Source organism: Candidatus Planktophila versatilis (genome assembly GCF_002288345.1).
Classification (GTDB): Bacteria; Actinomycetota; Actinomycetes; order Nanopelagicales; family Nanopelagicaceae; genus Planktophila; species Planktophila versatilis_A.
In genome coordinates this window covers 485,106-510,331 of record NZ_CP016781.1, presented here as the reverse complement: position 1 = coordinate 510,331, position 25,226 = coordinate 485,106, and the positions used below count along the sequence as shown (strand labels likewise).

Sequence of the window (25,226 nt, the reverse complement as noted above, 5' to 3'; positions counted from 1 at the left end):
GCTAGAGAGATCCCTTTGTTGAAGGAATCCCTGCAACTCGTGGATCAATTGCAACGGCATCGCGTAGTGCGCGTGCCACTGCTTTAAATTGTGCCTCGAAAACGTGGTGGGCGTTGCGCCCTTCAAGAACTCGCACGTGCAGTGCAATTCGAGCCTCTGCAACAATGGATTCCCAAATGTGCTTACCCAGTGTGGTATCAAATGTTCCAATTAGTTCAACAATTTCTGGTTGACGGTGCACTAAATATGGACGTCCCGAAAGATCCACAGCTGCCTGAACCAGAACCTCATCGAGTGGAACCATCGCATCACCAAAACGTCGGATGCCAGCTTTATCACCTAGCGCCTCGCGAAGAGCCTGACCAAAAGCGAGAGAGGTATCTTCCACAGTGTGGTGTGAATCAACATCGACATCACCTGATGTCTTCACGGTGAGATTAAATCCAGAATGTTTTCCGAGCTGTGAAAGCATGTGATCGAAGAAGGGAACGCCGGTATCTACTGAGATCTCACCAGAGCCATCGAGGTTAAGTTCAACTAGAACACTCGATTCTTTCGTAGTGCGTTCAACGCGTGCTGTTCTCATATTTCTACTCCTAGACATGCCGATAGTGAATCTATAAATTTCTTATTTTCGGCCACATTGCCAATGGTGACTCTTAGGTAGCCCAATAATCCCACATCTCTAATGAGAACTCCTCTATCAAGCAGTGCCTGCCAGAGTTCGGGCGATGACTGCTCAAAACCGGTGAAGAGCAGGAAGTTGGCGCTGCTTGGAAGGACGGTGAGTCCCAATTCTTCTAACTCCTGCGCCATCTGATTTCGAGCGCTGCGAAGTTGATCCACTGTCGCCAATAGTTCGGTGCTGAAATCAAGGGCCACCTCAGCGGCCGCTTGAGTCAGAGCGCTCAGGTGATACGGCAAACGAACTAAAAACATGGCATCGATCACCGATGGGTGGGCAACTAGATATCCCACGCGCGCACCGGCAAATGAAAAAGCCTTGCTCATTGTGCGAATGACGACCACATGTGGATATTTCTCAATCAAAGTTACCGCAGATGCTTCATCTGAGAACTCTGCATAGGCCTCATCTACAACAAGCAATCCAGGTGAGTTGATAGCTAACTTCTCGATTTCATCGAAGGTGACTGCAGATCCGGTTGGATTATTGGGAGTTGTAATAAAAGTTAAGGAAGGCTTTGAGCTTTGAATCTGAGCAACTGCGCTATCAATATCAAGTGAGTAATCAGCTCTGCGAGAACCATTTGTCCACGCAACCTGACACACACGAGCAATGAGGGGGTGCATCGAATAAGAAGGAGTAAAGCCGATAGCTGACCCCCCACCGAAGGCTAAAAAGAGTGATTGAATAATTTCGTTGCTGCCGTTAGCAGCCCAAATATTTTTAGATGTGAAAGAGGTTGCAGAAAGAGAATTTACAAACTCTGCCAACTTGGTGCGCAGAGATAGTGCATCACGATCTGGATAGCGATTTAAGGTACTTGCAACAGTTAACACTCGCGCGGCAATTGCCTGCGCCAGTTCAGGTGATGGCGCGTATGGATTTTCATTGGTATTTAAGACCGCATCGGCGGGTAATTGCGGTGCACCGTAAGCTGAGAGCTCGCGCAGATTACCGCGCAAGGGCAACCACGACGGCCAATCTTGACTCATCACAAATTTTCCAATCGAGCAGTCATCGCTTCACCATGTGCCGGAAGATCTTCAGCTTCGGCAAGAGTAATCACAGTACTTGCAATATCTGTAAATGCTTTCTGGTCATACTCGATGAAATGTAACCCTCGTAAGAAAGTTTGCACCGAAAGTCCACTGCTGTGACAGGCGCATCCCCCAGTAGGCAATACATGGTTAGAGCCTGCCGAGTAATCACCGAGTGATACTGGTGAGAAGCGACCGATAAATACCGCGCCAGCATTGCGAATCTGCAACGCATCGACACCCGCATTTTTTGTCTGAATCTCTAAGTGTTCGGCCGCATAGGCGTTGACAACATCCAGACCCTGTTCGATTGAATCAACAATTGCTATCGCCGACTGAATTCCTGATAACGCAGTTCTTATGCGCTCTGCGTGTTTCGTCTTTGCCACTCGCACCTTTAGCTCGGCAATCACATCTGCAGCAAGTGATTCTGATGTGGTCACTAATACTGCAGCGGCAATCACATCGTGTTCAGCTTGGCTAATCAGGTCTGCGGCAACTTCTGCTGCAATTGCAGTTTCATCAGCCAAGATAGCAATCTCAGTAGGACCGGCCTCTGAATCGATACCGATGATTCCGCGAAGTGCGCGCTTGGCAGCGGCGACATAAATATTTCCTGGTCCAGTGACTAAATCACATTTGGCACAGAGATCTTTCATTCCATAGCCGAAAAGTGCAATCGCTTGCGCTCCTCCGACTGCATAAACTTCCGTGATTCCAAGGAGCGCGCACGTTGCAAGAATTGTTGGGTGTGGCAGGCCACCGAACTCTTTCTGTGGCGGTGAAGCAACAGCGATACTAGAAACTTTTGCAATCTGGGCCGGAATCACATTCATCATCACACTACTTGGATAGACCGCGCGCCCACCTGGAACATAGAGCCCCACGCGATCAACCGGTACCCATTTTTCAGTGACGACACCACCATCGACAACAGTGGTCTTGGAATCTGTGCGAATCTGATCGTTGTGCACTATGCGAATGCGCGCGGCAGAAACTTCTAGCGCAGTGCGAACTGCCGGATCTAATTGGGCAAGTGCGTCATCTAGCGCTGATTGTGGAACTCTGATTGATGCTGGCCTTACGCCATCGAATTCTTGCGCAAGTGCAATCAGGTCTGCTTCGCTACCCTCGCGAACGCGCTTTAAAATCGGTTCGACTGCAACCATTGCTTGTGCCACATCTAGCGTCGCCCGTGGAAGCAGGCGTTGATAGCCAGCCTTATCAAGGCTCTTTCCACGCAAATCAAGGGTGCGAATCACGCCCTCATTCTACTTTGTTAGCGCTGCATCACGTGACGTGATTACCGATTCCTTAAATCCGGACCAGGCATTCCGGCCCCAAAATTGCTTTGAGGTCGGCGCTCAAACTTGGCGATGATGTTACTAGCGCGTCAATTTTAAGAGTGGTGGTCTTCTGCTGATCGACCACGTGCAGATGGACTTCACGTTTTCCAGGATGAGAACGCAGGATCTCTTTAATTCGCTCGACAATCGGAGGTGTGACTTGCGTTGCTGGCAAGGTGATAAGTAATGGCCCTGTTGGTGCTCCGGAAATATCTGGCATCTTCATTTCCAGGGCGGTAAATCTGACTTGTTCATCAGTGCGCGAGAAGCGACCCTTAACAACTACAACACGATCCTCGGTGAGAGAGAGTGCATATTGATTATATGTATTTGAGAAGAAGAGAACTTCAATAGCTCCTTCTAGATCTTCCACATTGACTACCGCCCATGATGCACCTTGGCGAGAAACTTTTCGTTGAATGCCGGTGATTAATCCACCGATGGTCACAACGCCATCGGCCGGACTTTCATCCAGCAGTTCGCTAATAGTCATATCTGTGTGTGAACGAAGCACGTGCTCCACCCCAAGCAGCGGATGATCAGATACGTAGAGACCAAGCATCTCTCGTTCAAAGGTGAGTAGCGTGGACTTGTCCCATTCCGTCGATGGAATCTCGATATCCATACTTGCTACTTGTGAAATTGAATCACCGCCGAATAAATCAAATTGACCGATTGCCTCCGCCCGTTTTGTTTCAATGACAGAGTCGATGGCTTCAAGATGGATAGCCATCAAGCCCTTACGCGGATGGCCTAAGGAATCAAATGCACCGGCCTTAACCAATGATTCAATGGTCTTTTTATTGCACACATTGGCATCAACTTTTGCCAGGAAGTCCCCGAAGGAAGTAAATGCCCCCTTTGTAGCGCGGGCAGTTTTAATCGAGGCAACTACTCCTTCACCAACGTTGCGGATCGCAGCTAAGCCAAAGCGAATATCCACACCACGTGGTGTGTACTCGGCATCTGATTCATTGACATCTGGCGGCAAGACCTTAATACCCATGCGCCGGCATTCCGAGAGATAGAGCGCTGACTTATCTTTATCATCGCGCACACTTGTCAGAAGCGCCGCCATATATTCAGTCGGGTAATTTGCCTTTAAGTAGGCAGTCCAGAACGAGACCACACCATAGCCCGCACTATGCGCTCGGTTAAATGCGTAGTCAGAGAAGGGGATCAACACTTCCCATAGCCGTTGTATTGCAGCTTCGGAAAAACCGTTGGATTTCATTCCTGCTTCAAATGGAATGTACTCCTTATCTAGAATCTCTTTATTCTTCTTACCCATTGCCTTACGCAATAGATCTGCGCGACCTAAGGTAAAGCCCGCCACCTTTTGTGCAATTGCCATTACCTGCTCTTGATAAACAATCAGACCATAGGTATCGCCAAGAATTTCCTGTAGCGGAAGATTTAACTCAGGATGAATTGGTTCAACAGGTTTCCGTGAATTCTTTCGATCGGCATAGTTATTATGCGCATTCTCACCCATTGGCCCTGGTCGATAGAGTGCAATCACAGCTGAAATATCAGCAAAGGAATCGGGGGCCATACTGCGAAGAAGTGCTCGCATCGGGCCACCATCGAGTTGGAATACACCTAATGTGTCACCACGTGAGAGAAGTTCGAAGGTCTTCTTATCATGCAGTGGTAAGTCTTCAAGAACTACATCAATATTTTGATTGGCTTTAATGTTAAGTAGGGCGTCATCTAATACCGAAAGGTTGCGAAGTCCCAAGAAATCCATTTTAAGCAGCCCAGTAGATTCACAAGCTCCCATATCGAATTGAGTAATGATGGCACCGTCTGCTTCGCGGCGATGAATAGGAATCACATCTAATAAAGGCTCGCGCGAGAGAATAACGCCAGCTGCGTGTACGCCCCATTGTCGTTTCAGGCCTTCTAGACCTTTAGCAAGATCTACCACTCGCTTGGAGTCAGGATCTGTTTCGTAGAGTTGTCTAAACTCCCCCGCTTCTCCGTATCTAGCATCTTTACTATCGAATACGCCAGAGAGAGTGATGTCTTTACCCATCACCGATGGTGGAAGTGCCTTAGTGAGTTTTTCACCGATGGCATATGGGTATCCCAGAACTCGCGTTGAATCCTTGAGCGATTGCTTTGATTTAATAGTTCCGTAGGTAATGATCTGAGCAACACGGTCTTCACCATATTTTTCAGTTGCATAGCGAATCATTTCTGAGCGACGACGTTCATCAAAGTCGAGATCGATATCGGGCATTGAGATTCGCTCTGGATTCAGAAAGCGCTCGAATAAAAGTCCGTGCTCAATCGGATCAAGACCAGTAATGCCGAGTGCATAAGCCACAAGTGAACCTGCGGCCGAGCCTCGTCCTGGACCAACTCTAATTCCGACTTTCTTGGCATGTGCGACAAGATCTGCAACGACGAGAAAGTAACCAGGAAAACCCATCTTGATCATGACATCGAGTTCGTAATGTAAGCGCGTGACGTGCTCTGGTGTTGCCTTACCTTTCATACGTTCATGCAATCCGCGTTCTGCTTCTTTGCGCAGCCAAGAATCTTCCGTCTCTGCTTGCGGCACAGCAAAGGCAGGCAGGAGGTTCTCATCTTCGCGTAGTTTCACATTACAACGCTCAGCGATGAGCAAGGTGTTATCGCATGACTCTGGAATCTCCTTAAAGAGTTCGCGCATCTGGGCCGGGGTTTTTAGATAGAACTCATCATTTTCAAATTTGAATCGCTTGGGATCAGCCAGGGTAGAACCAGATTGCACACAGAGCAGAGCTTCATGGGCTGCGGCGTCTTCATGAAATGTGTAATGCAGGTCATTCGTTGCAAGCAGTGGCAATTTAAGTTCTTTGCCCAGTTTAAGTAGATCAGCTTTGACGCGAGACTCAATATCAATATGGTGGTCCATTACTTCTAGAAAGAAATTATTGGCACCGAAAATATCTCGATAATCACTGGCCGCACATAGCGCCTCTTTGTAATTTCCCATACGCAGACGCGTTTGGATTTCTCCACCCGGGCAGCCCGTTGTTGCTATCAGTCCATCGGCATATCTGGAGATCAGCTCGCGATCCATCCGGGGCTTGTAGTAATAACCTTCTAGTGAGGCAAGAGAAGAGAGCTTAAAAAGATTGGCTAGCCCCTGATTGTTCTCAGCCAAAATCGTCATATGCGTATATGCCCCGCCGCCAGAGACATCATCTTCGCCGCCATCGGCCCACTGAACGCGCTTCTTATCAAATCGTGATTCAGGTGCAACGTAAGCTTCAATTCCAATAATCGGTTTGACGCCTGCTTTAGTTGCTTGCTTATAGAAATCAAAAGCACCGAATACATTGCCATGATCTGTCATTGCAATGGCCGGCATTTCTTGGCGAGCTACCTCATTAACGAGATCACCGACGCGCGCGGCACCATCGAGCATCGAGTACTCGGTATGTACATGTAGATGTACAAACGAGTCTTTCGTCGATGCCCGTGAAGCTGAAAAATCTTCAGATGACATGGTGGCGCAACATTAGCGCCTAAGGCAGAACTGCCTCGGATAGCAACGCCAAAGAGGCCTGTAGGTCGGGTGGGTATGGCGCAACTAACTCAAGTGCCACACCTGTAATCGGGTGGTTAAAGCGAAGCTCTAAAGCGTGAAGCCAAGGTCGAGACATCTTCATTTTTTTACCCAACACTGGATCTGCGCCGTAAGTAGTGTCACCGACAAGTGGATGGTTTAGCGCCGAGAAATGAACTCGAATTTGATGTGTGCGCCCAGTCTCTAACTCCACCTTCACTAATGAGACAGAGCGGTAATACTCAATAACTTGATAGTGCGTGATGCTCTCTTTACCGGTTGCAACAACGGCAAAGCGATGATCTTCCTTGGGATGTCTATCAATCGGGGCATCGATAGTTCCAGATGAGGGATCCATATGTCCTTGCACAAGTGCGTGATAAGTTTTTTCAACATCATGATCGCGAAACATCTCTTTTAACTTTAAATACGCGGCATCTGTCTTGGCAATAATCATGAGCCCAGATGTGCCGGCATCGAGACGATGCACCACACCTGCGCGCTCTGCGGGGCCTGATGTCGAAATTGTGTAACCAGCAGCCATCAGTGCACCAACAACTGTGGGACCCATCCAACCAGGGCTGGGGTGGGCCGCGCAGCCAACCGGTTTGTCGATAACAACAATGTCATCATCGTTATACACAACGGTAAGACCTTCAAGTGGGGTCAGTGGAATAGGGTCTTGATTAAGCGGTGCCGGCAGAAGAACTTCAATGACTTGTCCTGCGGTAACTCGATCAGATTTTTGCATAGCGCATCCATCTGATTTGATATCACCATCTTCGAGTAACTTCACTACTGATGTGCGCGAAAGACCGAGAACTCGCGTCAGGGCGCTATCAATTCGCTCGCCCGCTACGCCTTCAGGCACACTCAGCGTTCTTAACTCTCTACTCATATGTGACTACCTTACTGGTGTAATCGGTGGAACATTTCTGACGCTCAAAACGAATGCAATAGCTGCCGCAATCACGATTGCGCAGTCGGCAATGTTAAAGACCGGCCAATTCGGTAGTTCGATCCAATCAATGACATGTCCACGAAAGAAGGCTGGCTCACGAAAGGCGCGATCTGCGAGATTTCCCATGACTCCACCCAGTAGTAGTCCTGCTGTGAGCTGCCACCCTCGAGATGAAATCGCGCGAGCGAAGTAGACAATTGTTGCAACTACAACAACTGCCAAGATTGAGTACAGGAGTGTGAGGCCAGTAGCAAAGCCAAATGCTGCGCCCGGATTTTTCACCAATGAAAGTTGTAGAAATGAACCTAGAATTTTCTTGGGTTCAACTTCTAGCGCTGAAATTGCCCATTGCTTTGTCGCAAAATCAAAGAGCCAGATGGTCCACGCGGTGAGAAATATCCGGCGCACCTTAGCGCCGCTCTTCCTTCTGCTTGCAGATCATGCACAAAGTTGCGCGGGGGAAAACTTGTAGGCGAGGTTTACCAATAGCGGCGCCGCAATCTTCACAGAGTCCATAGGTCTTATTTTCAATTCGTTCTAGTGCGCGTTCGGTCTGTAAGACCATGTCTCTTGCATTGCTAACTAGTGACATCTCATGTTCGCGCTCGAAAGTCTTTGTTCCGGAATCAGCTTGGTCATCTCCAGCGCCTTCTCCAGAATCTGAAATCAATTCATTCATCTCTTCTTCAACTCTTGTGAGTTCTTTACGATAACGCTCTAGATCTTTTGAAATCTCGGCCTTCACGATCTTAAGTTCTGCCGCACTCCATGGCGCTTCACCCGCAGCTGCAAGAACTGGCGTAGGTGCGGCCTTGATTGGCTTAAGTGGTGCAACCTTCTTTCCACTTTTTTCTGGGCGTGGTGGTGGCGGCATCACTAAGCGACGTTCTTCAACAACCGGTGCGGTTGTTGGTGCCATCACTGTTGCAACTGAAACAGTCTGTGATTTCTCATCTACCGTCAGAGTTGTCTTACCAATTTTCGATGGAAATGGGCGACCAGGTGCTTTGTGTGCAGCTGCCTTCTTTGCCGCTGCTTTCTTTGCCGGTGCCTTCTTTGCAGCAACTTTCTTAGCTGCAACTTTCTTGGCCGGTGCTTTCTTCGCAGCAGTCTTCTTTGCAGGCGACTTCTTGCTTGCTTTTTTCGCAGGAGCCTTCTTGGCGACAGCCTTCTTGGTCGCCTTCTTTGCTACTTTTTTACCTGGCACGCCGCGCACCCTATGCTTTTTTCTCTTCGTAACCAACTTTGCCACGCATGGTTTAGACTTACAGTCGTAATACCTTGCAGGAAAAGTGCGTTGAAGAGGCGATCACCTCGGGAGCACGCTGGAAGATTCGCCCCAAAAGGGCGAGGTAGAACCAGCCGATGTGAGCTAATAAAGAGGTATTGCCCGCATCATGGCGGTCAGTACAAGGCGGGTGGTACCGCGAACTGTGCGCAGTTCGTCCCTCCAAGAGTTCTTTACTTCTTGGGGGATTTTTTATGTCATCACCATTTCGCGCTATCGGCGCCCAGATTGATCTGCCCGCAATGGAGCACTCAATCCTGAAATTCTGGCGTGATAACGAAATCTTTGAAAAGAGCACCGCATCTCGCGCGGGTGAAGAACCTTGGACGTTTTATGAAGGTCCACCGACAGCCAATGGAATGCCCGGAACTCACCACATTGAAGCTCGAGTATTTAAAGATGTATTTCCTCGTTATCAAACCATGAAAGGTAGATACGTCACCCGTAAAGCAGGCTGGGATTGTCATGGCCTACCGGTAGAAATTGCAGTGGAGAAAGAACTTGGCTTTGCAGGAAAAGGCGATATTGAAAAGTACGGAATCGCACCATTTAACGATAAGTGTCGTGAATCAGTAACTCGACACGTAGGTGCATTTACGCAGATGACCGAGCGAATGGGTTTCTGGGTTGATTTCGATGAAGCATATTGGACGATGGCACCTGAATATGTTGAATCTGTGTGGTGGAGCCTTAAGGAAATTTGGAAGAAGGGCCTGCTTGTTCAAGACCATCGAGTAGCACCTTATTGCCCACGTTGTGGAACTGGGCTCTCTGATCACGAGCTCTCGCAAGGTTACGAAACTGTGGTTGATCCATCTGTCTATGTGCGCTTTCCCATCACATCGGGTGAACTCTCTGATCTAAAGGCATCGCTACTTGTCTGGACAACTACGCCCTGGACGTTGGTATCTAATACCGCAATTGCCGTGCACCCAGATGTTGATTACGTTGTAGTTAAAGCTACTGTTGATGATGTCAGTGAAGTGTTGGTAGTTGCCGAGCCATTGCTCTCGGTCGTTGCTGGTCAACACGAGATTCTCAAGACAATCAAGGGCGCAGATCTAGAGCGCACCACATATACCCGTCCATTTACCTACGTTGATATTCCAGATTCTCATTTTGTTGTTCTAGCTACTTATGTCACAACCCAGGATGGCACCGGTCTGGTGCATCAATCCCCCGCATTTGGCGCCGATGACTTATTGGTCTGCCGTTCCTACGGATTGCCGGTAGTAAATCCCATCGCACCAGATGGAACTTTCTTACCTGAGGTTGCAGTAGTCGGTGGCATGTTCTTTAAAGATGCTGACAAGCCATTGGTAAAAGAGCTCAAAGCAAGTGGGGCGCTCTATAAGCACCAACCATATGAGCATGAGTACCCACATTGCTGGCGCTGTCACACCGCGCTGATTTATTACGCACAGCCCTCTTGGTATATCCGCACGACTTCCATTAAAGATGAATTGATTCGTGAAAATGCTAAGACTGATTGGCATCCAGAGACCATTAAAACTGGTCGCTACGGTGATTGGCTTAATAACAATATCGACTGGGCTCTTTCACGCAACCGCTATTGGGGAACTCCACTGCCCATTTGGCGTTGTGAAAATAAGCATGAAGTCTGCGTTGATTCCTTGAAGGAGTTGGGCGAACTTGCCGGTCAAGAGTTGAGTAACTTAGATCCACACCGCCCCTTCGTAGATGACATTTCATTTGCCTGCAGTGAGTGCGCATCGGTCATGAACCGCGTTCCCGAGGTCATCGATTGTTGGTATGACTCAGGTGCGATGCCCTTTGCGCAGTGGGGGTATCCACATAAGGCTGGCTCAGTTGAGAAGTTCAAGGCTGCCTACCCAGCAGATTTCATTTGCGAGGCTATTGATCAAACTCGCGGTTGGTTCTACACCCTGATGACGATTGGAACGCTGGTCTTTGATCAAAGTTCATATAAGAGCGTTCTCTGTCTGGGCCATATTCTTGATAAAGATGGTCGCAAGATGAGTAAGCATGTTGGCAATGTGCTGGAGCCAATGTCGCTGATGGATCAACATGGCGCCGATGCGGTCCGTTGGTACATGTTGGCAGCTGGTTCGCCATGGTCTGCCCGCCGTGTGGGACACGATGCGATATCTGATGTGGTCAGAAAAACTCTACTTACCTACTGGAACACAATCTCATTCCACGCCCTCTATGCCGAGGCATCTAAATTCGAACTGTCCCAGAGCCCGGCCCTAAAAGATCGTTCACTGATGGATCGTTGGATTATCAGTGAACTCCATGCTCTCATCGCAGAAGTTGACTCTGCATATAACGATTTTGATTCACAGGCCGCCGGTAAAGTGCTAGCGCGCTTTATTGATGATTTATCTAACTGGTATGTGCGCAGATCACGTCGACGTTTCTGGGATGGTGATGCGGCAGCTCTTGCCACTCTGCACGAATGCTTGGTGACCTTAACGCAACTACTTGCACCGATGGTTCCCTTCATTACTGAACATGCGTGGCAGGAGCTAGTGCGAGTTGCCGATACCAATGTTTCAGATTCTGTCCACCTCACAGATTTCCCTATCTCTAATCCAAAACTTATCGATCGCTCACTCAATGCTCATGTGGCAATGACTCGTCGTGTTGTTGAACTAGGCCGCTCAGCGCGCGCTGAATCTGGAATCAAAATTCGCCAGCCGCTCCAGCGCGCTTTAATCTCTGCCCAAGGTTGGGCCCAGTTGCCTACCGATATGAAAGAGCAAATCTCTGATGAGCTCAATGTGATTAACCTGGAAGATATCGCCGATGCTGATGGGGATCTGGTGGATATCTCTGTTAAGGCTAACTTCAAATCACTCGGTGCTAAATATGGAAAGGCAGTTCAGGATGTCGCCAAACTTATTAGCGCAACCGATGCCACCGCACTTGTAAAGCAGTTGCGGAGTTCTGGATCGGCAGAAGTTGGTCAGTTCGCACTGGATCTAGATGACCTAGTCATTACTGAAGTACCAAAGAGCGGATGGATGGTCGCTAGCCACGATGGCGAGAGCGTTGCCCTCGACCTAGCACTTAGCCCCGAGCTGATTGCCGCCGGTCATGTGCGCGAAGTAATTCGGCTCATTCAAGAGCGCAGAAAGAGTGATGGATTTGATATCTCTGACCGGATTTACGTCAAGTGGAACGCACCTGCCGAAATGGTTGCAACAATTAACTCCAATATCGCACATATCTCAGATGAGGTTCTCGCACTGTCCATGACGGAAGATTCCACTATTGCAACTATTGAGAGTGAACTCGGTGTCAATGTCGAGCTGAGTAAAGCTTAGTATTCGAAAAAAACTACAGAACTATAAGAATTACTCGCTGAAGCAAGCTGAGTGCAATCAAGATCACGATAAAGGAGAGATCAAGTGCTATTCCGCCCACACGAAGTGGCGGTACGAAGCGTTGGACGAACTTCATCGGTGGATCGGTAACCGAATAAATCACTTCAAATATTGATGAGAGAAATGGCGATGGGCGCCAGTCGCGCTTAAACATTCTGACGTAATCAATGATGATTCGGGCGAAGAGGGCAAACTTAAACAGACCGATTATTTGCAGCAGTAATGAGGTAATCATAGAAAATAACCTCAGCTCTGGTTGAAGAAACTTGCTTGCGCAGCGGTTTTATCTTCGTTGCTCACATTCACATTTGCAGGTGAGAGCAAGAAAACTTTTAGGCTAATTCGCTCAATGCGGCCATGAAGTCCAAAGACCAGTCCACTTGAGAAATCAACAAGGCGCTTGCGTTCACTCTCTTCCATGTCATCTAAATTGATGATGACCGGATTACCTTCACGGTAGTACTCGCCGACTTTGCGAGCCTCTGAATATGAACGTGGCTGCAAAGTGACAATGTTGTAATGAGCAGCTGACTCTTCCATCATTGCCGGCTGACTTGCTGAATGAGAAACGCTATGTGAACCAAGAACTGTGACGCCTGTGCGTTCGCGTTGCGCACGTGGGGCAGCAGGACGTGATGGAACTTCTGCGATTGCGCCCTCTTGCTCGGTATCGACCAGGCCAAGGAAGCCCATCATTTTATTGAGTGCTGACATGTGAATAGGTTACCCGTGGGGCGGGCGCATCCCGAGGATTTGGCTACCCACGCGTATATGTGTCGCACCGCAATCAATGGCAATTTCAAAGTCGCCCGACATTCCAGCCGATAGCGATTGTGCGCCGGGAAATTCACCTTGAAAATCACGATGGATTTTTGCAACTTCGGTGAAGCCAATCCGCGCTTCGACGCCAAGTGGCAGCACACACATCAATCCGACCAGATTCACATTCGGCAAAGTGTGCAGATGTGCGCCAAGGGCGGCAAGCTCTGAAGCCCTTACTCCCCCTCGTGCCGGGTCGCCATCGAGTGAAAGCTGCAGAAAAACATCGATCTCTTTTTCAGTCACCGAATTTAGCTTCGTGGCGTGAGATGCATCATCGAGTGAATGAATGACATCTGCCCACCGTGCAATATCTCGTAGCTTGCGGCTTTGAATCTCTCCCTGAAAATGCCATCGCCCCTCTACTTGAGCAGCTTTTTCCAACCCTTCTTCGTTCCGATTCTCGCCAAAATTTCTCACACCTAACTCATGCAAAATCTGCACATCACTTACCGGATAAGTCTTTGTCACAGCGATCAGCGTGATATCAGGACGGGTAATTTTGCCCTGAAGCTCCGCCAAATTCACAGCTATCTCATCGCGACGGTTCATAGCCAGACCAACCCAGCCTGGCGTCCCGTCACTCCATCTCGACGGTATGAAAAAAGCTCACTACTTTCTACGGTGCACCCACCCGCAATTTCAACTGCAATCTTCTGGCCCTGAAGTACTTTGACAAGGGCAGCCGGTAAATCAAGAGCGTGATTACCTTGCGCGCTTCTTGATGCAGCAGCAGGGTGGAGCGCAGTCACCTCTGTGAAGATGTCTTCTGAAACTTCATAACACACGCCACAGATTGCAGGTCCTAAGACTGCTCGAATATCACGCGCTCCCATGTCTCGCATCACTTCTAGCGCGCGCAGCGTTACTCCATTCACAAGTCCCTTTCTTCCAACATGAACTGCGGCAACTGATTGCGAGGAGATGAGCAAGAGTGGAATGCAATCTGCTACTTGCACTGCCAGCGTTATGCCCGGGATTCCAGTAACCAAAGCATCGGCTGTGGGGTCTAGATCGCTGACATCTTCCACAACTGCTACTCGATCACCGTGCACTTGTGTCATAAAAGCCACTGGGCCAAACTCTTTAGACAACCGCGCGCGATTGGCAGTGACATGATCAGGGTCATCTCCCACATGGAAACCAAGATTGGCAGACGCAAAAGCACCGGTGCTTGCGCCTCCGGTGCGATTGGTAAAGCGGTAATTCATAGAGCCGATTTCATGGCGATGAGCCTCTGGCCTACTTCATAAAATCTGGTACATCTATCTCATCTTCTGCAATCAGTTCTTCAAAGGTTACGCGCTTACGTGGACTAGATGAGTCGAGATCAAGTGCGACAGAGAGCGGATCATTAGAAGGAATGGGATCAGCTACTCCGCCCAAAGTCGATGCGTTAATAACCGGCATCTGAACCTTTGTTGGTTCCCCGCCTGCAAAACCAGCGGCAATAACAGTGATGCGTACTTCATCACCGAGGGCGTCATCAATTGTGGTTCCGAAGATGATTCGTGCCTCTGGATGCGCCGCGCTCTGTACTAATTCACATGCTTCGTTAATTTCAAAGAGACCGAGGTCAGAGCCGCCTGCAACAGATAGGAGAACTCCCATCGCTCCATCAATTGAAGCCTCAAGAAGTGGACTTGAGATTGCTAATTCAGCAGCTCTGGTTGCTCGGTTTTCACCGCGCGCAGAACCAATTCCCATTAATGCAGATCCAGCATCAGTCATCACTGTCTTCACATCGGCAAAGTCGAGGTTAATTAAACCTGGCTGTGTGATGATCTCGGTAATTCCTTGAACACCTGAAAGCAGAACTTGATCCGCGCTCTTAAATGCATCCACTGCTGTAATGGAACGATCAGAAATTGCAAGGAGTCGATCATTTGGAATAACAATAAGAGTATCGACTTGTTCGCGAAGTAGCTCGATTCCTTCATCTGCTTGACGGGAACGAATCTTTCCTTCGAATGAGAATGGTTTTGTGACAACACCAATGGTGAGTGCTCCGAGATCGCGCGCAATCTTTGCAACGATGGGTGCGCCACCAGTTCCGGTGCCACCACCTTCACCAGCGGTAACGAAGACCATGTCTGCACCGCGAAGAATTTCTTCAATCTCTTCGGTGTGATCGATTGCTGCTTGTCGACCTTTTTCTGGAGCAGCGCCTGCTCCCAAACCTTTTGTTGATGCGCGACCGATATCTAATTTCACATCGGCATCACTCATTAACAAGTGTTGCGCATCTGTATTAATTGCAATGAACTCAACGCCTTTTAAACCGACATCAATCATTCGGTTAATTGCATTTACTCCACCGCCACCGATACCGACAACTTTGATGACAGCTAAGTAATTCTGTGGTGCAGCCACGTGAGTCCCCCTTGCGAACTGTAAACCTCGACTTGAGACTTACATTTCTTCTCTTTATCTTTGCGCTGAAGGTATGGCGTTAGGTAGTAGTAATCAAAGACCGCCACGAACTATTTTCTCAACTACACATTGATACATTTTTAGCAGAAATCAATGTAAAAAAGATTGATCACTCATCGCTATTTAACAATAGGTGCATGTGCAGCCGAAAGATCTACTCTACGAAGATTCTTGTTCTCAGGCAGTTTCACCAAGGCGTTAAATACTTGAACCTTCAAGGCGTTTTTCTCGTTAGCGCCCCACTTCACCGCCAGCTCTCTGCCCTGATATGCAAGGCGCATGGAGAAGTTGGATTCATTACGTGCCGATAGGGAAATTATCCTGCTCCGAAATGTTTGTGGAAGAGAGCGAAAGAGGGCGATGGCATCGACTCCAAGGGCTGGCGTAGAGGCAGATACATAGGGCAGATCTGCTCCCTTAAATCCGGGGAGCAGAAATATCGTCCCGGTGGAGTCAATGGTTTTGCCAGCAAAGTATGCACTGGGTTTTCGAGGCTCAATTGCAATTCCCACATCGCCACTGATCCAATTCCGTGAGACTTGCACATCACGAATCCAAGTCAGCGCACTCAAGCGTTGAGCAACCGAACGCGGTTCGATGCGTGCGATTTTTTGCCCAACCAGAACACCGGATGTCATAAGAACTAATTTCTTTGATTCCACAGTTGGCGCCCCAGATATGACAATGCTCTTGGCGGTAAATACCGAAGACCATGCAAAGAGATAGATCAGACCAGCAAAAATTAGCAGCAGCGTCGCTGCGATAAGTGAGAATCGATTAACTCTAGGCAAAGCGCTTGTTCAGCCCTTCGGCGATGATGGGAGCTAACGAATTAACGTCCCCGGCTCCCAGGGTGATGATTACATCTCCAGGTTTGGCTAACTCGATCATCCGCTCTGCAGCCAGTGCAAAATTTGGGATGAAGTGTCCATGTTGCATCTTCTCGGCAATCAGCTCTGCCGAAATTCCAGGGATTGGTTTCTCACTTGCGGCGTAGATTTCTAGCAACGTGACATCATCAGCCTTATCAAGTGAGGTTGCGAATTCATTGAGGAAAGCCTGAGTGCGGGAATAGCGATGTGGTTGGAAGATAACAAGCACACGTCCATCACCTGCATATCTGCGCGCCGCATCTAAGGTCACAGATATTTCAGTCGGATGGTGGCCGTAATCATCAATAATCCGAATTCCATGTTCGGTGGCTTTGAGTTCAAAGCGGCGCCCAGCACCACGGAAACTATGAAGGCCAGCTAGTAGTTGGTGAATAGGCTCGCCCAGGCTGAGCCCCATTGCAATACATGCGGCTGCGTTGAGCACATTGTGATGGCCCGGAACCTGCAACTCCAGTGTTCCCACAGTGCGACCATGCCAAATAACTCGAGCGCTGGATCCCATCGGCAGAAGTGAAATCTGATCAAGGCGAAGGTCAGCACCTTCAGCTTCGCCATAAGAGACGGTGGTGAAAGGGTGTGATTGCGCACCTAGCTTGCGAGCACCCTCATCATCGGCGCAGTAAACAAGAAATCCGCCAAGTGAAATGGTGGCAGCAAAGTTGGCGAAGGCAGTTGTTACCTCTTGCGGGGTGTGAAAGAAGTCAACGTGATCGTGTTCAATATTAGTAACAATTGCTGACAGTGGTTTGTATTCAATAAATGACCCATCAGATTCATCTGCTTCGGCAACAAAATATTGACCCGTGCCTCTATGTGCATTGGCACCCGATGCCATCAAGGTGCCACCAATGGCAAATGATGGATCGCTTCCGCATGCCTGCAAGGCAACGGTCAACATCGATGAGGTCGTGGTTTTCCCGTGTGTTCCGGCAACTGCAATGCTCTTTGTGCCAACCATGAGTTGAGCTAGTGCTTGCGCTCGGGTAAGGATTGGGATGGATCGCTCCACTGCATATGACATCTCAGGATTAGTAGATGAGATAGCCGTTGAATAGATCACCACATCAGCTCCCACAACGTTTTCAGCTGCATGCTGTGAATACACGGTGGCGCCCAGAGCAACCAGGGCGCTGAGCACAGTGGAATCTTTGGAATCTGAGCCACTGACGGCAATTCCATCAGAGAGGGCGATGCGCGCCAGCCCACTCATGCCAGAACCACCAATTCCAATGAAGTGAATCTTCTTACCGTGTAGGGAGTGCACTTACTTTCCTCCCGCCAGCACAAATTCCATCAGTGATGCAATCTTTGCAGCTGCCTGCATATCTTTCGCGGAGCCACTTGCTTGGCACTGGGCGCTCTTTGCCAGAAGTCGCTCGATATTTCTGATGAGCCAACTAGATGTGAACTCTCTTTGATCACAAATTTCTGCTCGAGCGCTACTGACTAACTCTGCGGCATTCAGTCGCTGTTCACCATTACCTACTGGCAGCGGAATAAAGAGCGCAAACTTTCCTAAGGTGCCCACCTCAGCACATGTCACAGCGCCGCTTCGAGAAATAATGAGATCAGCTGCTAAATACGCTGTTGCCATATCGGAAATGTAGGGGTGAACTTGGTAGTTCTCATCCGATGACATGATTTCGGCTGAGCCGCCAGCGCCATGCAAAATTTGAATTCCTCGCACTGCCAGCTCGCCTTTAGATTCAGTGATCACGCTATTGATAGCAGCCGATCCTTGAGAGCCGCCAAAGACAAATATCAGCGGCTTCTGCCCATCGAAGCCGAGGGCGGATTTAGCCGCTGCTCGCGCACCAGCCCAATTTTGCTCGGCGCGTGAAAATGCCAGCGCAATATTTTCTTTCAGCGGCAGGCCCACGATAAGTGAATGCGCAAGTGAACCAGTAGTGACAGGGTAAGCAACAGCAGTGTGCTTTGTAAAAAGTGCACCTAAGCGATTAGCCATACCGGGCTTGGCATTTGCTTCATGAATAACAATGGGAACGCGCCTGAGCGCTGCCGCAATGTATGCCGGCCCGGAAACATATCCACCAAATCCAACAAGGAGGTCAACACCGCGCAGATGTGTCAGGCACTGCGCAATAGATTTGATCAGCGTCAGCGGTGCCAGAATTAATGAAGGCGCGAGTGAACGTGCGATGCGAACTTTGGTGATGAGTAGCAGGTTAAATCCTGCCTCTGGAATCAGTCTCGTCTCTAGCCCAGTAGAAGTGCCCAGGAAATCGATACGGTCTTGGGGGTGTATTGATTTCCACTGACGAGCAACGGCGAGAGCAGGTTCGATATGTCCTGCGGTGCCACCACCGGCAAAGAGAATGTGAGTCACTTCTGGCGCTTCTTTACAATTTCTCTTCGCACTTCAGGATCGCGCAGAGCCGCACCGGCCACAAAGCCCAGGGCACAAATTGTTGCAACGAGTGCCGAACCACCGTAGGAGACGAGCGGCAGTGTGACTCCTACGACCGGAAGAAGGCTTGTTGCCGAACCAATATTCAAAAATGATTGCACTGCAATCCACACACCGATTCCAGCACATGCATATCGAGTCATCGGATCTTGTGCGCGTAATCCAATTCTAAAAATAGAGTAAATCAAAGTTGCAATCAGTACGAGAACTCCCAGTGTCCCAACAAGTCCTAACTCTTCACCGATGACCGAGAAGATGAAATCTGTATGTGCCTCGGGAAGGTTTCCCCATTTTTGACGACTGCCACCGAGACCGACACCGAAGAGTCCACCACTGGCAAGTCCGAGCAAACTGTGGGCTGGCTGCCATCCGAGATCTTTGTAATCTTCTGGTGCAAATGGATCCAGAAAGACTAAGAATCTCTGCATGCGATAGCTCGATGTTACGACAAGTGCTGCAAATATCATGGCACCAATTACGCAGATAGTGCCGAAAACTCGCAATCTGATTCCTGAAACAAATAGTAACCCAGCCAAAATCACGGCAATGACCGAGGCAGTTCCCAAGTCCCTGCCTAGCATCACTAAGAAGAGAATGAAACAGAAGGCGGGGGCAATCAACTTCAGAACATGAGTATCAAACTTGCCACTTTGCTCTCGCCGAGCCAATTGATGGCTCGCCCATAGAATCATAAAGAATTTCGCAATTTCACTTGGCTGCACATCAAAGTATTTGAAATCAATCCAGTTCGTATTTCCATTGACCGTCCTACCAACTCCAGGAATCAAGAGAATCATGAGAATTGCAATGGAGAGGATAAATCCAAGTTTGCCGAATGCATTCCATTGCTGAGCGCTTAACTTTGCAAGATAGGCTGCTAGCGGAAGTGCTAAGAGCAAAAATACGAATTGCCGTATAACTATGGCTAGCGCAGTTCCACGCGTATCAAGTGCATGGATTGATGAGGCAGAAAAAACCATCACTAGCCCTAAGAAACTAAGTGCGCCGGCGCTCACCAATAGCATGTATAAATGATTGACGGGTTTGGCTAAGAAAGTTTCACGTGTCTTAGTTGCCATTTTCAACTACCTTCTTAACTGCTTGGGTAAATCTATCTCCACGATCGGCGTAGGAGAGAAATTGATCCATAGACGCGCACGCAGGTGCAAGGAGAACCGTGTCCCCTGGCAGCGCCTTATCGCGCGCGCTTCTGACTACCGACTCCAAAAGAGAGTTATCAGGTGCACCAATTTGATAGTGAGCAGGTGCATCAATCAGGATGATTTCAATCTGTGGGGCGTGTGAACGCAACTCTGCTGCAATTAATTCACGGTCGGCGCCAATAAGAATGGCAATGCGAACCCGACTCTTGACTCGCTCGATGAGATCTCCCATCGCTGCTCCCTTCGCCAACCCACCAGCAACCCAGATCACCGAAAGTGCTGACATGATAGAGGCAGCTGCTGCGTGTGGGTTTGTAGCCTTTGAATCATTAATCCAGGTAATGCGATCTTTCTCTAAAACAGTTTCAATGCGATGTCGTCCTGGTCTAAATGTCGTAATCGCTGCCCGAATCTTCTCGTGATCGATACCAGCAGTTCTTGCTAGCCCTGCAGCCGCAAGAGCATTGGAAACATTATGCGGAACGGTAGGCAATACTTCAGCGAGTTCGCAGAACATGGCCGCTTCTTGGGCATCTGCCACAAAGGCGCGATCAACAAGGAGTTCTTCCACGATTCCGATTTCACCTGGCGCCGGAGTATCCAGTGAGAAAAATACCTTCCGCCCCTGCCAGTGCGCACTATGTGTAACTACCCGTCCATCTTCTGCATTAAGAATCGCAGTATTGCTCTTTTCTAGAAGAGAGAATTTATCTGCAGCATAGGCATCAAGGCTTCCATGCCAATCAACGTGATCTTCGGCAATATTAAGAATTGCTACCGAGACGAAATGCGCATCTTCTAACCAATGCAGCTGGAAAGATGAAAGTTCGAGAACCAGGAACTCATACTTTTCTGGGGATTCAACAGCTTCAATCACGGTTGTTCCTACATTTCCGCAGGCGAGAGCAGAAACTCCGCCGGAACGAATCATGTGTGCGGTGAGTTCTACCGTTGATGTCTTGCCATTTGTTCCGGTCAGGCCAATCCATTTTTGAGTAGGGCCTTTAAGGCTCCAGGCGAGGTCAATCTCATTAATGATGGGAACTTCTTTTTTTCGGGCAGAGCTCACCAGCGGATGATCTTCGCGCCAGCCTGGAGAAAGAAGTAGTAAATCAAACTCTGAAATTTCTACATCAGCTAGTGCAAGCAGCTCAAAACCTTCCAACTCTCGAACCTTTTCATCCGTGACTTTTACCTGCGCGCCACGCTTGATCAGTGCACGCGCTGCAGCAACTCCTGTGACACCTGCCCCTGCTACCAGGATGCGCTTGTCAGATAATTCGGCATATAAATTCTGTGGCATAGCTACCTGGTATTTATCCGGCAACCCACTGGGTATAAAAGAGTCCAAGTCCGAGCGCCACGCTCAAGCCAGCAATAATCCAGAATCGCAGCACGATTGTGACTTCACCCCAACCCAGCAATTCGAAATGGTGTTGCAACGGAGCCATCTTAAATAAGCGTTTTCCACCAGTTGCTTTGAAGTAGATAACTTGAAGTGCAACTGAGAGTGTGATGATGACAAAGATTCCGCCAAGTGGAATTAAGAGAAGTTCTACACGTAGTGAAGCAGCCATCCCGGCCAGTGCTCCACCGAGTGCCAGTGAGCCGGTGTCACCCATAAAGATCTTGGCCGGTGATGCATTCCACCACAGGAATCCGGTACAGGCACCTGCAAATGCGGCAGCAAGAACTGCGAGGTCAAGTGGGTCTCGAACGTTATAACAATTAGCTGTTACCGCTACCGCGCAACTTTGCCCAAACTCCCACACTCCAATAAGTATGAAAGCAAGGAAGGTCATCACAGATGCACCGCTTGCAAGACCATCAAGGCCATCGGTGAGATTGACTCCGTTACTTGTAGCGGTCACCATAAATGCAATCCACACAACAACCAGAATTGGACCGAGTGAAATGCTGGTATCGCGCAGGGTCGAGAGATTAAGTGAGATAGGAGTCAGGCCATCTTTATCAGGAAAATGAGTTCCGAGAAATCCAAAGATGGAAGCAAAAAATACTTGGCCAAAAATCTTTGCCTTACCTGATATTCCAGCTGAATTCTGTCTCGCGACTTTCATGTAGTCATCGAGAAAACCAACGAGTCCAAGTGCCACAACCAGACCGAGGATAAGAACTGCTGAAACTGAGATCGTGCTTCCCAGTACTAAGTGGGCAAGTAAGTATGAAATGAGCGCGGAAAAAATAATGATGATGCCGCCCATAGTGGGTGTGCCACGTTTAGTGTGGTGGGTAGTTGGACCGTCATCTCTAATTATTTGCCCATAGCCACGTCGGGCAAGTGCTTTGATCAATACGGGAGTACCAAAGAGAGAGAAGAAGAGTGCGAGGGCGCCAGCGACCAAAATAAGTTTCACTCTGCAACCATCCCTTCACTCCATTGCACCGAAATCAATTGCGCTAACTCTTCAAGTTTCTCGGAACGAGACGCCTTGACTAAGACCACATCACCTTGGTTGAGGTTGCGCGCAATATCACTCGCCTCATCTTTGCTCGCACATAAATGGATTGTGGTGTGAGATCCATTTTCTGCTGAGCTTGCATACTCCGGTGCATTGACACAGACCAGATGGTCAATTCCAAGCTCAGAGGCAAGGGTGCCAATAGCGGCATGGTCAGATTGGGATGACTCGCCGAGCTCGTGCATCTTTCCCAAGAATGCCCATGACTCTCCCCCGCGTTCTTGGGCAAAGAGAGCTAATGTGCCCAGGGCTGCAACCATGGACTCTGGACTGGCGTTATAGGCATCGTTAATCAAAAGCAATTGCGGAAGTTCAATAATCTCCATCCGCCATTTAGCACCAGATTCTGCCGTTGATAACCCACCAGCAATCTGATCAAGTGAGAGTCCGAGTTCGGTGGCAACAGCTGCAACGGCAAGCGCGTTGGCAACTTGGTGCAAGCCAACGATACGTAGTCCTACCGCGGTTCTGCCCTCCGGTGTAACTAAATCAAAATGAGCTCTGCCTTCGCGGAATTCAATATCTGTGGCACGAATATCACAGTTACTTTTTTCGCCAAAGTAAGAAGTCTTTCCGCTATGAAGCGCCGCCATCTTGGGCGTGAACTCATCATAAGTTCCTAAAATTGCAACGGCGCTCGGTGCTAAAGCCGAGATTAACTCTGACTTAGTTCGCGCAATCATTTCAACTGAGCCAAATTCACCTTTATGGGCAGAGCCAACTTTAAGAACAACCCCAATATTGGGTACGGCGATGGCAGCTAACTTCGCGATATCACCTTCGTGGCGCGCACCCATCTCCACAACACAATATCGAGTCTCTTCCGTGCACTCTAATAATGAAATTGGCATTCCCAAGTCATTGTTGAAATTTCCAGATGGGGCAACCGTCTTGGCAACATTGGAAAGTACTGATGCCAGTAACTCCTTTGTCGTTGTTTTTCCTTGTGAGCCAGTAATTCCAATAACAGTCAAGTTCGGCAGTTGCATGCGAACATGGTGCGCCAATTTTCCCACTGCGACAATGACGTCATCAACAATAATGTGAGGACCAGGTACTGCCTTGCTTCCTAGCGTGAGCACCGCACCGTGTGCACGTGCATCTTCCACAAAATCATGGCCGTCCGCATTCTCACCCTTAATTGCAAGAAAGATGGAACCCGTAATCGCTTTCCCAGAATTAATGACAGGTGCCTGTGTGACCGTGACATCATCACCATAGAATGTGCCACCGACAATTTCTGCGATTTTCAACCCTTGCATAGGAATCATTTTTTAGCCTCAATCGCTTGCGCCAGCGTGAGTCGATCATCAAATGGAGTAATAACGCCAGCGACTTCCTGACCCACTTCGTGACCTTTACCCAGAATCAACACAGTATCCCCAACAGAAGCCAGGTTCACCGCATAGGAAATAGCAGCTAAGCGATCTTCAATAATCTTTGATGGCTCTTTGATATCCACCTTCGCTGTCATCTGGCGCAAAATCTCTGTTGAACTCTCGCTACGTGGATTATCGCTAGTAAAGATTGCCACATCACTACCGCTGGCAAGTGCCTGCCCCATCAGAGGGCGCTTGGTGGCATCTCGATCTCCACCACAACCTAATACTGCAATCACTTTCCCACTTGTGAATTCGCGCGCTGCTGCAAGTACTTTCTCAACCGCATCAGGTGAATGCGCATAATCCACCAGTGCGGTGAAATTCTGTCCTAGTGAAATAGGTTCCACTCTGCCGGGGGCTCCGGTAAGAGCAGGAATCAGTGCAGCGATTTCAACAGGATCAATTCCAGATTCGTGGGCAATGGCAACTGCCATCAATAGATTATCTAAGTTATATCCACCGAGTAAGGAAGTTTTACTCTCAATCAGAATTCCACCGTTACCTCTGATACTGATCTCAGCTCCTGATGCAATGGTGTGAATCGCAGTGAAATGCCATTGGGCAGCGCTATTGGTTCGCGAAAGTGTGACAACTGGGATTTCGCACTGCGCCGCCAGTCTTGCGCCATACTCATTATCAATATTGATAAAACCAAGATCAGCATACTCATACGTAAATAGCTTTGCCTTAGCTGCGAAATAAGATTCCATATCCTTATGAAAATCAAGATGATCTTGCGAGAGATTAGTAAAACCAACGATTGCAAAGTGAGAAGCTTTCACACGATTCATGGATAGCGCGTGGCTGGAAACCTCCATCACTATCGCTCGCATATGTCGCTCCCGCATCACCGCAGCTAGCGCTTGTAATTCAGGTGCCTCCGGCGTAGTTCTCACACTTTTGAGAACTTCAGATCCAATCCTGGTTTCAATCGTGCCAATAAGTCCTGTCTCGCGCCCGGCACCTGCAAAGAGTTGATAGAGCAAGGTAGATACCGTGGTCTTGCCGTTGGTGCCGGTGATGCCGATAGTGGCTAAGTCCCGAGTGGGATCTTTATATAAAGATGAGGCAATCATGGCGCCAGCGCTGCGAACATCTTTTACTACCAAGGTAGGCAGGGCGCTTGTGAGGGCTGCGCCAGCTAGATCAGTAACAACTGCAACTGCTCCCCGAGCAACAGCTGCTGCGATGAAGCTTGCCCCATGCACCTTTGTTCCTGGAATTGCTAAGAAGATATCTCCAGCTTCAACTTCGGAATCAGAGTGCACTACTCCTGTGATTTCAATACCTGCAGCTAATTTCTTGATTGCCTCGGTATTTTCAGCGCTTACAAGTTGCGCCACCTCAGATAGGTTGAGGGAGAAATTTGTAAGCGGGC

Annotated in this window: 21 protein-coding genes; 1 reads left to right on the top strand and 20 read right to left on the bottom strand. The window is 48.9% G+C overall.

Annotation, left to right across the window (positions count from 1 at the left end; genetic code table 11):
• Window position 1 precedes the first annotated feature (1 nt).
• From hisB to A1sIIB142_RS02565, 7 genes are read right to left on the bottom strand one after another with little or no spacing between them, the layout of a single operon-like run.
• A complete protein-coding gene (hisB, locus tag A1sIIB142_RS02595; RefSeq protein WP_095684621.1) occupies window positions 2–586 on the bottom strand; it encodes an imidazoleglycerol-phosphate dehydratase HisB in 585 nt (194 codons plus the stop codon).
• On the bottom strand, window positions 583–1,677 hold the full coding sequence (locus tag A1sIIB142_RS02590) for a histidinol-phosphate transaminase (RefSeq protein WP_095693555.1): 1,095 nt from the start codon (window positions 1,675–1,677) through the stop codon (window positions 583–585). The genes hisB and A1sIIB142_RS02590 overlap by 4 nt, the downstream gene beginning before the upstream one ends.
• Window positions 1,677–2,984, bottom strand: a complete 1,308-nt coding sequence (hisD, locus tag A1sIIB142_RS02585) for a histidinol dehydrogenase (protein WP_095693554.1) — start codon at window positions 2,982–2,984, stop codon at window positions 1,677–1,679. The genes A1sIIB142_RS02590 and hisD overlap by 1 nt, the downstream gene beginning before the upstream one ends.
• A 52-nt stretch (window positions 2,985–3,036) precedes the next feature.
• Entirely contained in the window at window positions 3,037–6,570 is a 3,534-nt protein-coding gene (gene dnaE, locus A1sIIB142_RS02580) for a DNA polymerase III subunit alpha (protein ID WP_095693553.1), read from the bottom strand.
• Between the two features lie 19 nt (window positions 6,571–6,589).
• On the bottom strand, window positions 6,590–7,528 hold the full coding sequence (locus tag A1sIIB142_RS02575; protein WP_095693552.1) for an RluA family pseudouridine synthase: 939 nt from the start codon (window positions 7,526–7,528) through the stop codon (window positions 6,590–6,592).
• A 6-nt stretch (window positions 7,529–7,534) separates the two neighbouring features.
• On the bottom strand, window positions 7,535–7,999 hold the full coding sequence (locus A1sIIB142_RS02570; RefSeq protein ID WP_095693551.1) for a signal peptidase II: 465 nt from the start codon (window positions 7,997–7,999) through the stop codon (window positions 7,535–7,537).
• A 1-nt stretch (window position 8,000) separates the two neighbouring features.
• Entirely contained in the window at window positions 8,001–8,798 is a 798-nt protein-coding gene (locus A1sIIB142_RS02565; protein ID WP_095694131.1) for a TraR/DksA family transcriptional regulator, read from the bottom strand.
• Between the two features lie 275 nt (window positions 8,799–9,073).
• On the opposite strand from A1sIIB142_RS02565, the gene ileS reads away from it, so the two are divergent.
• On the top strand, window positions 9,074–12,190 hold the full coding sequence (ileS, locus tag A1sIIB142_RS02560) for an isoleucine--tRNA ligase (protein WP_095693550.1): 3,117 nt from the start codon (window positions 9,074–9,076) through the stop codon (window positions 12,188–12,190).
• A gap of 13 nt (window positions 12,191–12,203) precedes the next feature.
• On the opposite strand, the gene A1sIIB142_RS02555 is transcribed toward ileS, so the two are convergent.
• The 13 genes from A1sIIB142_RS02555 to A1sIIB142_RS02495 form a co-directional block, all read right to left on the bottom strand.
• Window positions 12,204–12,485: a YggT family protein gene (locus A1sIIB142_RS02555; protein ID WP_095693549.1), complete on the bottom strand. Its 282-nt coding sequence runs from the start codon at window positions 12,483–12,485 to the stop codon at window positions 12,204–12,206.
• Window positions 12,486–12,496: 11 nt separating this feature from the next.
• Window positions 12,497–12,964: a cell division protein SepF gene (locus A1sIIB142_RS02550; RefSeq protein WP_095693548.1), complete on the bottom strand. Its 468-nt coding sequence runs from the start codon at window positions 12,962–12,964 to the stop codon at window positions 12,497–12,499.
• A gap of 9 nt (window positions 12,965–12,973) precedes the next feature.
• Entirely contained in the window at window positions 12,974–13,621 is a 648-nt protein-coding gene (locus A1sIIB142_RS02545) for a YggS family pyridoxal phosphate-dependent enzyme (RefSeq protein ID WP_095693547.1), read from the bottom strand.
• Window positions 13,618–14,280 (bottom strand): peptidoglycan editing factor PgeF, encoded by a 663-nt coding sequence (gene pgeF / locus A1sIIB142_RS02540; protein ID WP_095693546.1) that lies wholly within the window; start codon window positions 14,278–14,280, stop codon window positions 13,618–13,620. The genes A1sIIB142_RS02545 and pgeF overlap by 4 nt, the downstream gene beginning before the upstream one ends.
• A 31-nt stretch (window positions 14,281–14,311) precedes the next feature.
• On the bottom strand, window positions 14,312–15,442 hold the full coding sequence (ftsZ, locus tag A1sIIB142_RS02535; RefSeq protein WP_095693545.1) for a cell division protein FtsZ: 1,131 nt from the start codon (window positions 15,440–15,442) through the stop codon (window positions 14,312–14,314).
• Between the two features lie 179 nt (window positions 15,443–15,621).
• Complete coding sequence (locus A1sIIB142_RS02530) at window positions 15,622–16,293, bottom strand: cell division protein FtsQ/DivIB (protein WP_095693544.1); 672 nt, start codon at window positions 16,291–16,293, stop codon at window positions 15,622–15,624.
• A complete protein-coding gene (gene murC / locus A1sIIB142_RS02525; protein WP_095693543.1) occupies window positions 16,286–17,659 on the bottom strand; it encodes a UDP-N-acetylmuramate--L-alanine ligase in 1,374 nt (457 codons plus the stop codon). Before murC ends, A1sIIB142_RS02530 begins: the two co-directional genes overlap by 8 nt.
• Window positions 17,660–18,742 (bottom strand): UDP-N-acetylglucosamine--N-acetylmuramyl-(pentapeptide) pyrophosphoryl-undecaprenol N-acetylglucosamine transferase, encoded by a 1,083-nt coding sequence (locus A1sIIB142_RS02520; RefSeq protein WP_095693542.1) that lies wholly within the window; start codon window positions 18,740–18,742, stop codon window positions 17,660–17,662. It abuts the gene before it with no gap.
• Window positions 18,739–19,902, bottom strand: a complete 1,164-nt coding sequence (ftsW, locus tag A1sIIB142_RS02515) for a putative lipid II flippase FtsW (RefSeq protein ID WP_095674692.1) — start codon at window positions 19,900–19,902, stop codon at window positions 18,739–18,741. The genes A1sIIB142_RS02520 and ftsW overlap by 4 nt, the downstream gene beginning before the upstream one ends.
• Window positions 19,892–21,289: a UDP-N-acetylmuramoyl-L-alanine--D-glutamate ligase gene (murD, locus tag A1sIIB142_RS02510; protein ID WP_095693541.1), complete on the bottom strand. Its 1,398-nt coding sequence runs from the start codon at window positions 21,287–21,289 to the stop codon at window positions 19,892–19,894. Before murD ends, ftsW begins: the two co-directional genes overlap by 11 nt.
• A gap of 13 nt (window positions 21,290–21,302) precedes the next feature.
• Window positions 21,303–22,361, bottom strand: coding sequence for a phospho-N-acetylmuramoyl-pentapeptide-transferase (gene mraY / locus A1sIIB142_RS02505; RefSeq protein WP_095693540.1), 1,059 nt, complete (start codon window positions 22,359–22,361; stop codon window positions 21,303–21,305).
• Window positions 22,358–23,737 (bottom strand): UDP-N-acetylmuramoyl-tripeptide--D-alanyl-D-alanine ligase, encoded by a 1,380-nt coding sequence (locus A1sIIB142_RS02500; RefSeq protein ID WP_095693539.1) that lies wholly within the window; start codon window positions 23,735–23,737, stop codon window positions 22,358–22,360. Before A1sIIB142_RS02500 ends, mraY begins: the two co-directional genes overlap by 4 nt.
• The gene (locus A1sIIB142_RS02495) at window positions 23,734–25,191 is read right to left on the bottom strand and encodes a UDP-N-acetylmuramoyl-L-alanyl-D-glutamate--2,6-diaminopimelate ligase (RefSeq protein WP_236849867.1); all 1,458 of its coding nucleotides are present in this window, start codon (window positions 25,189–25,191) and stop codon (window positions 23,734–23,736) included. The genes A1sIIB142_RS02500 and A1sIIB142_RS02495 overlap by 4 nt, the downstream gene beginning before the upstream one ends.
• Window positions 25,192–25,226: the final 35 nt, after the last annotated feature.

What these genes read in the sequence shown, in the direction of transcription:
- hisB (WP_095684621.1), bottom strand. Translation starts at nt 586, where the DNA reads ATGAGAACAGCACGCGTTGAACGCACTACGAAAGAATCGAGTGTTCTA.
- A1sIIB142_RS02590 (WP_095693555.1), bottom strand. Translation starts at nt 1,677, where the DNA reads ATGAGTCAAGATTGGCCGTCGTGGTTGCCCTTGCGCGGTAATCTGCGC.
- dnaE (WP_095693553.1), bottom strand. Translation starts at nt 6,570, where the DNA reads ATGTCATCTGAAGATTTTTCAGCTTCACGGGCATCGACGAAAGACTCG.
- A1sIIB142_RS02575 (WP_095693552.1), bottom strand. Translation starts at nt 7,528, where the DNA reads ATGAGTAGAGAGTTAAGAACGCTGAGTGTGCCTGAAGGCGTAGCGGGC.
- ileS (WP_095693550.1), top strand. Translation starts at nt 9,074, where the DNA reads ATGTCATCACCATTTCGCGCTATCGGCGCCCAGATTGATCTGCCCGCA.
- A1sIIB142_RS02555 (WP_095693549.1), bottom strand. Translation starts at nt 12,485, where the DNA reads ATGATTACCTCATTACTGCTGCAAATAATCGGTCTGTTTAAGTTTGCC.
- A1sIIB142_RS02550 (WP_095693548.1), bottom strand. Translation starts at nt 12,964, where the DNA reads ATGTCAGCACTCAATAAAATGATGGGCTTCCTTGGCCTGGTCGATACC.
- A1sIIB142_RS02545 (WP_095693547.1), bottom strand. Translation starts at nt 13,621, where the DNA reads ATGAACCGTCGCGATGAGATAGCTGTGAATTTGGCGGAGCTTCAGGGC.
- pgeF (WP_095693546.1), bottom strand. Translation starts at nt 14,280, where the DNA reads ATGAATTACCGCTTTACCAATCGCACCGGAGGCGCAAGCACCGGTGCT.
- ftsW (WP_095674692.1), bottom strand. Translation starts at nt 19,902, where the DNA reads ATGGCAACTAAGACACGTGAAACTTTCTTAGCCAAACCCGTCAATCAT.
- murD (WP_095693541.1), bottom strand. Translation starts at nt 21,289, where the DNA reads ATGCCACAGAATTTATATGCCGAATTATCTGACAAGCGCATCCTGGTA.
- A1sIIB142_RS02500 (WP_095693539.1), bottom strand. Translation starts at nt 23,737, where the DNA reads ATGATTCCTATGCAAGGGTTGAAAATCGCAGAAATTGTCGGTGGCACA.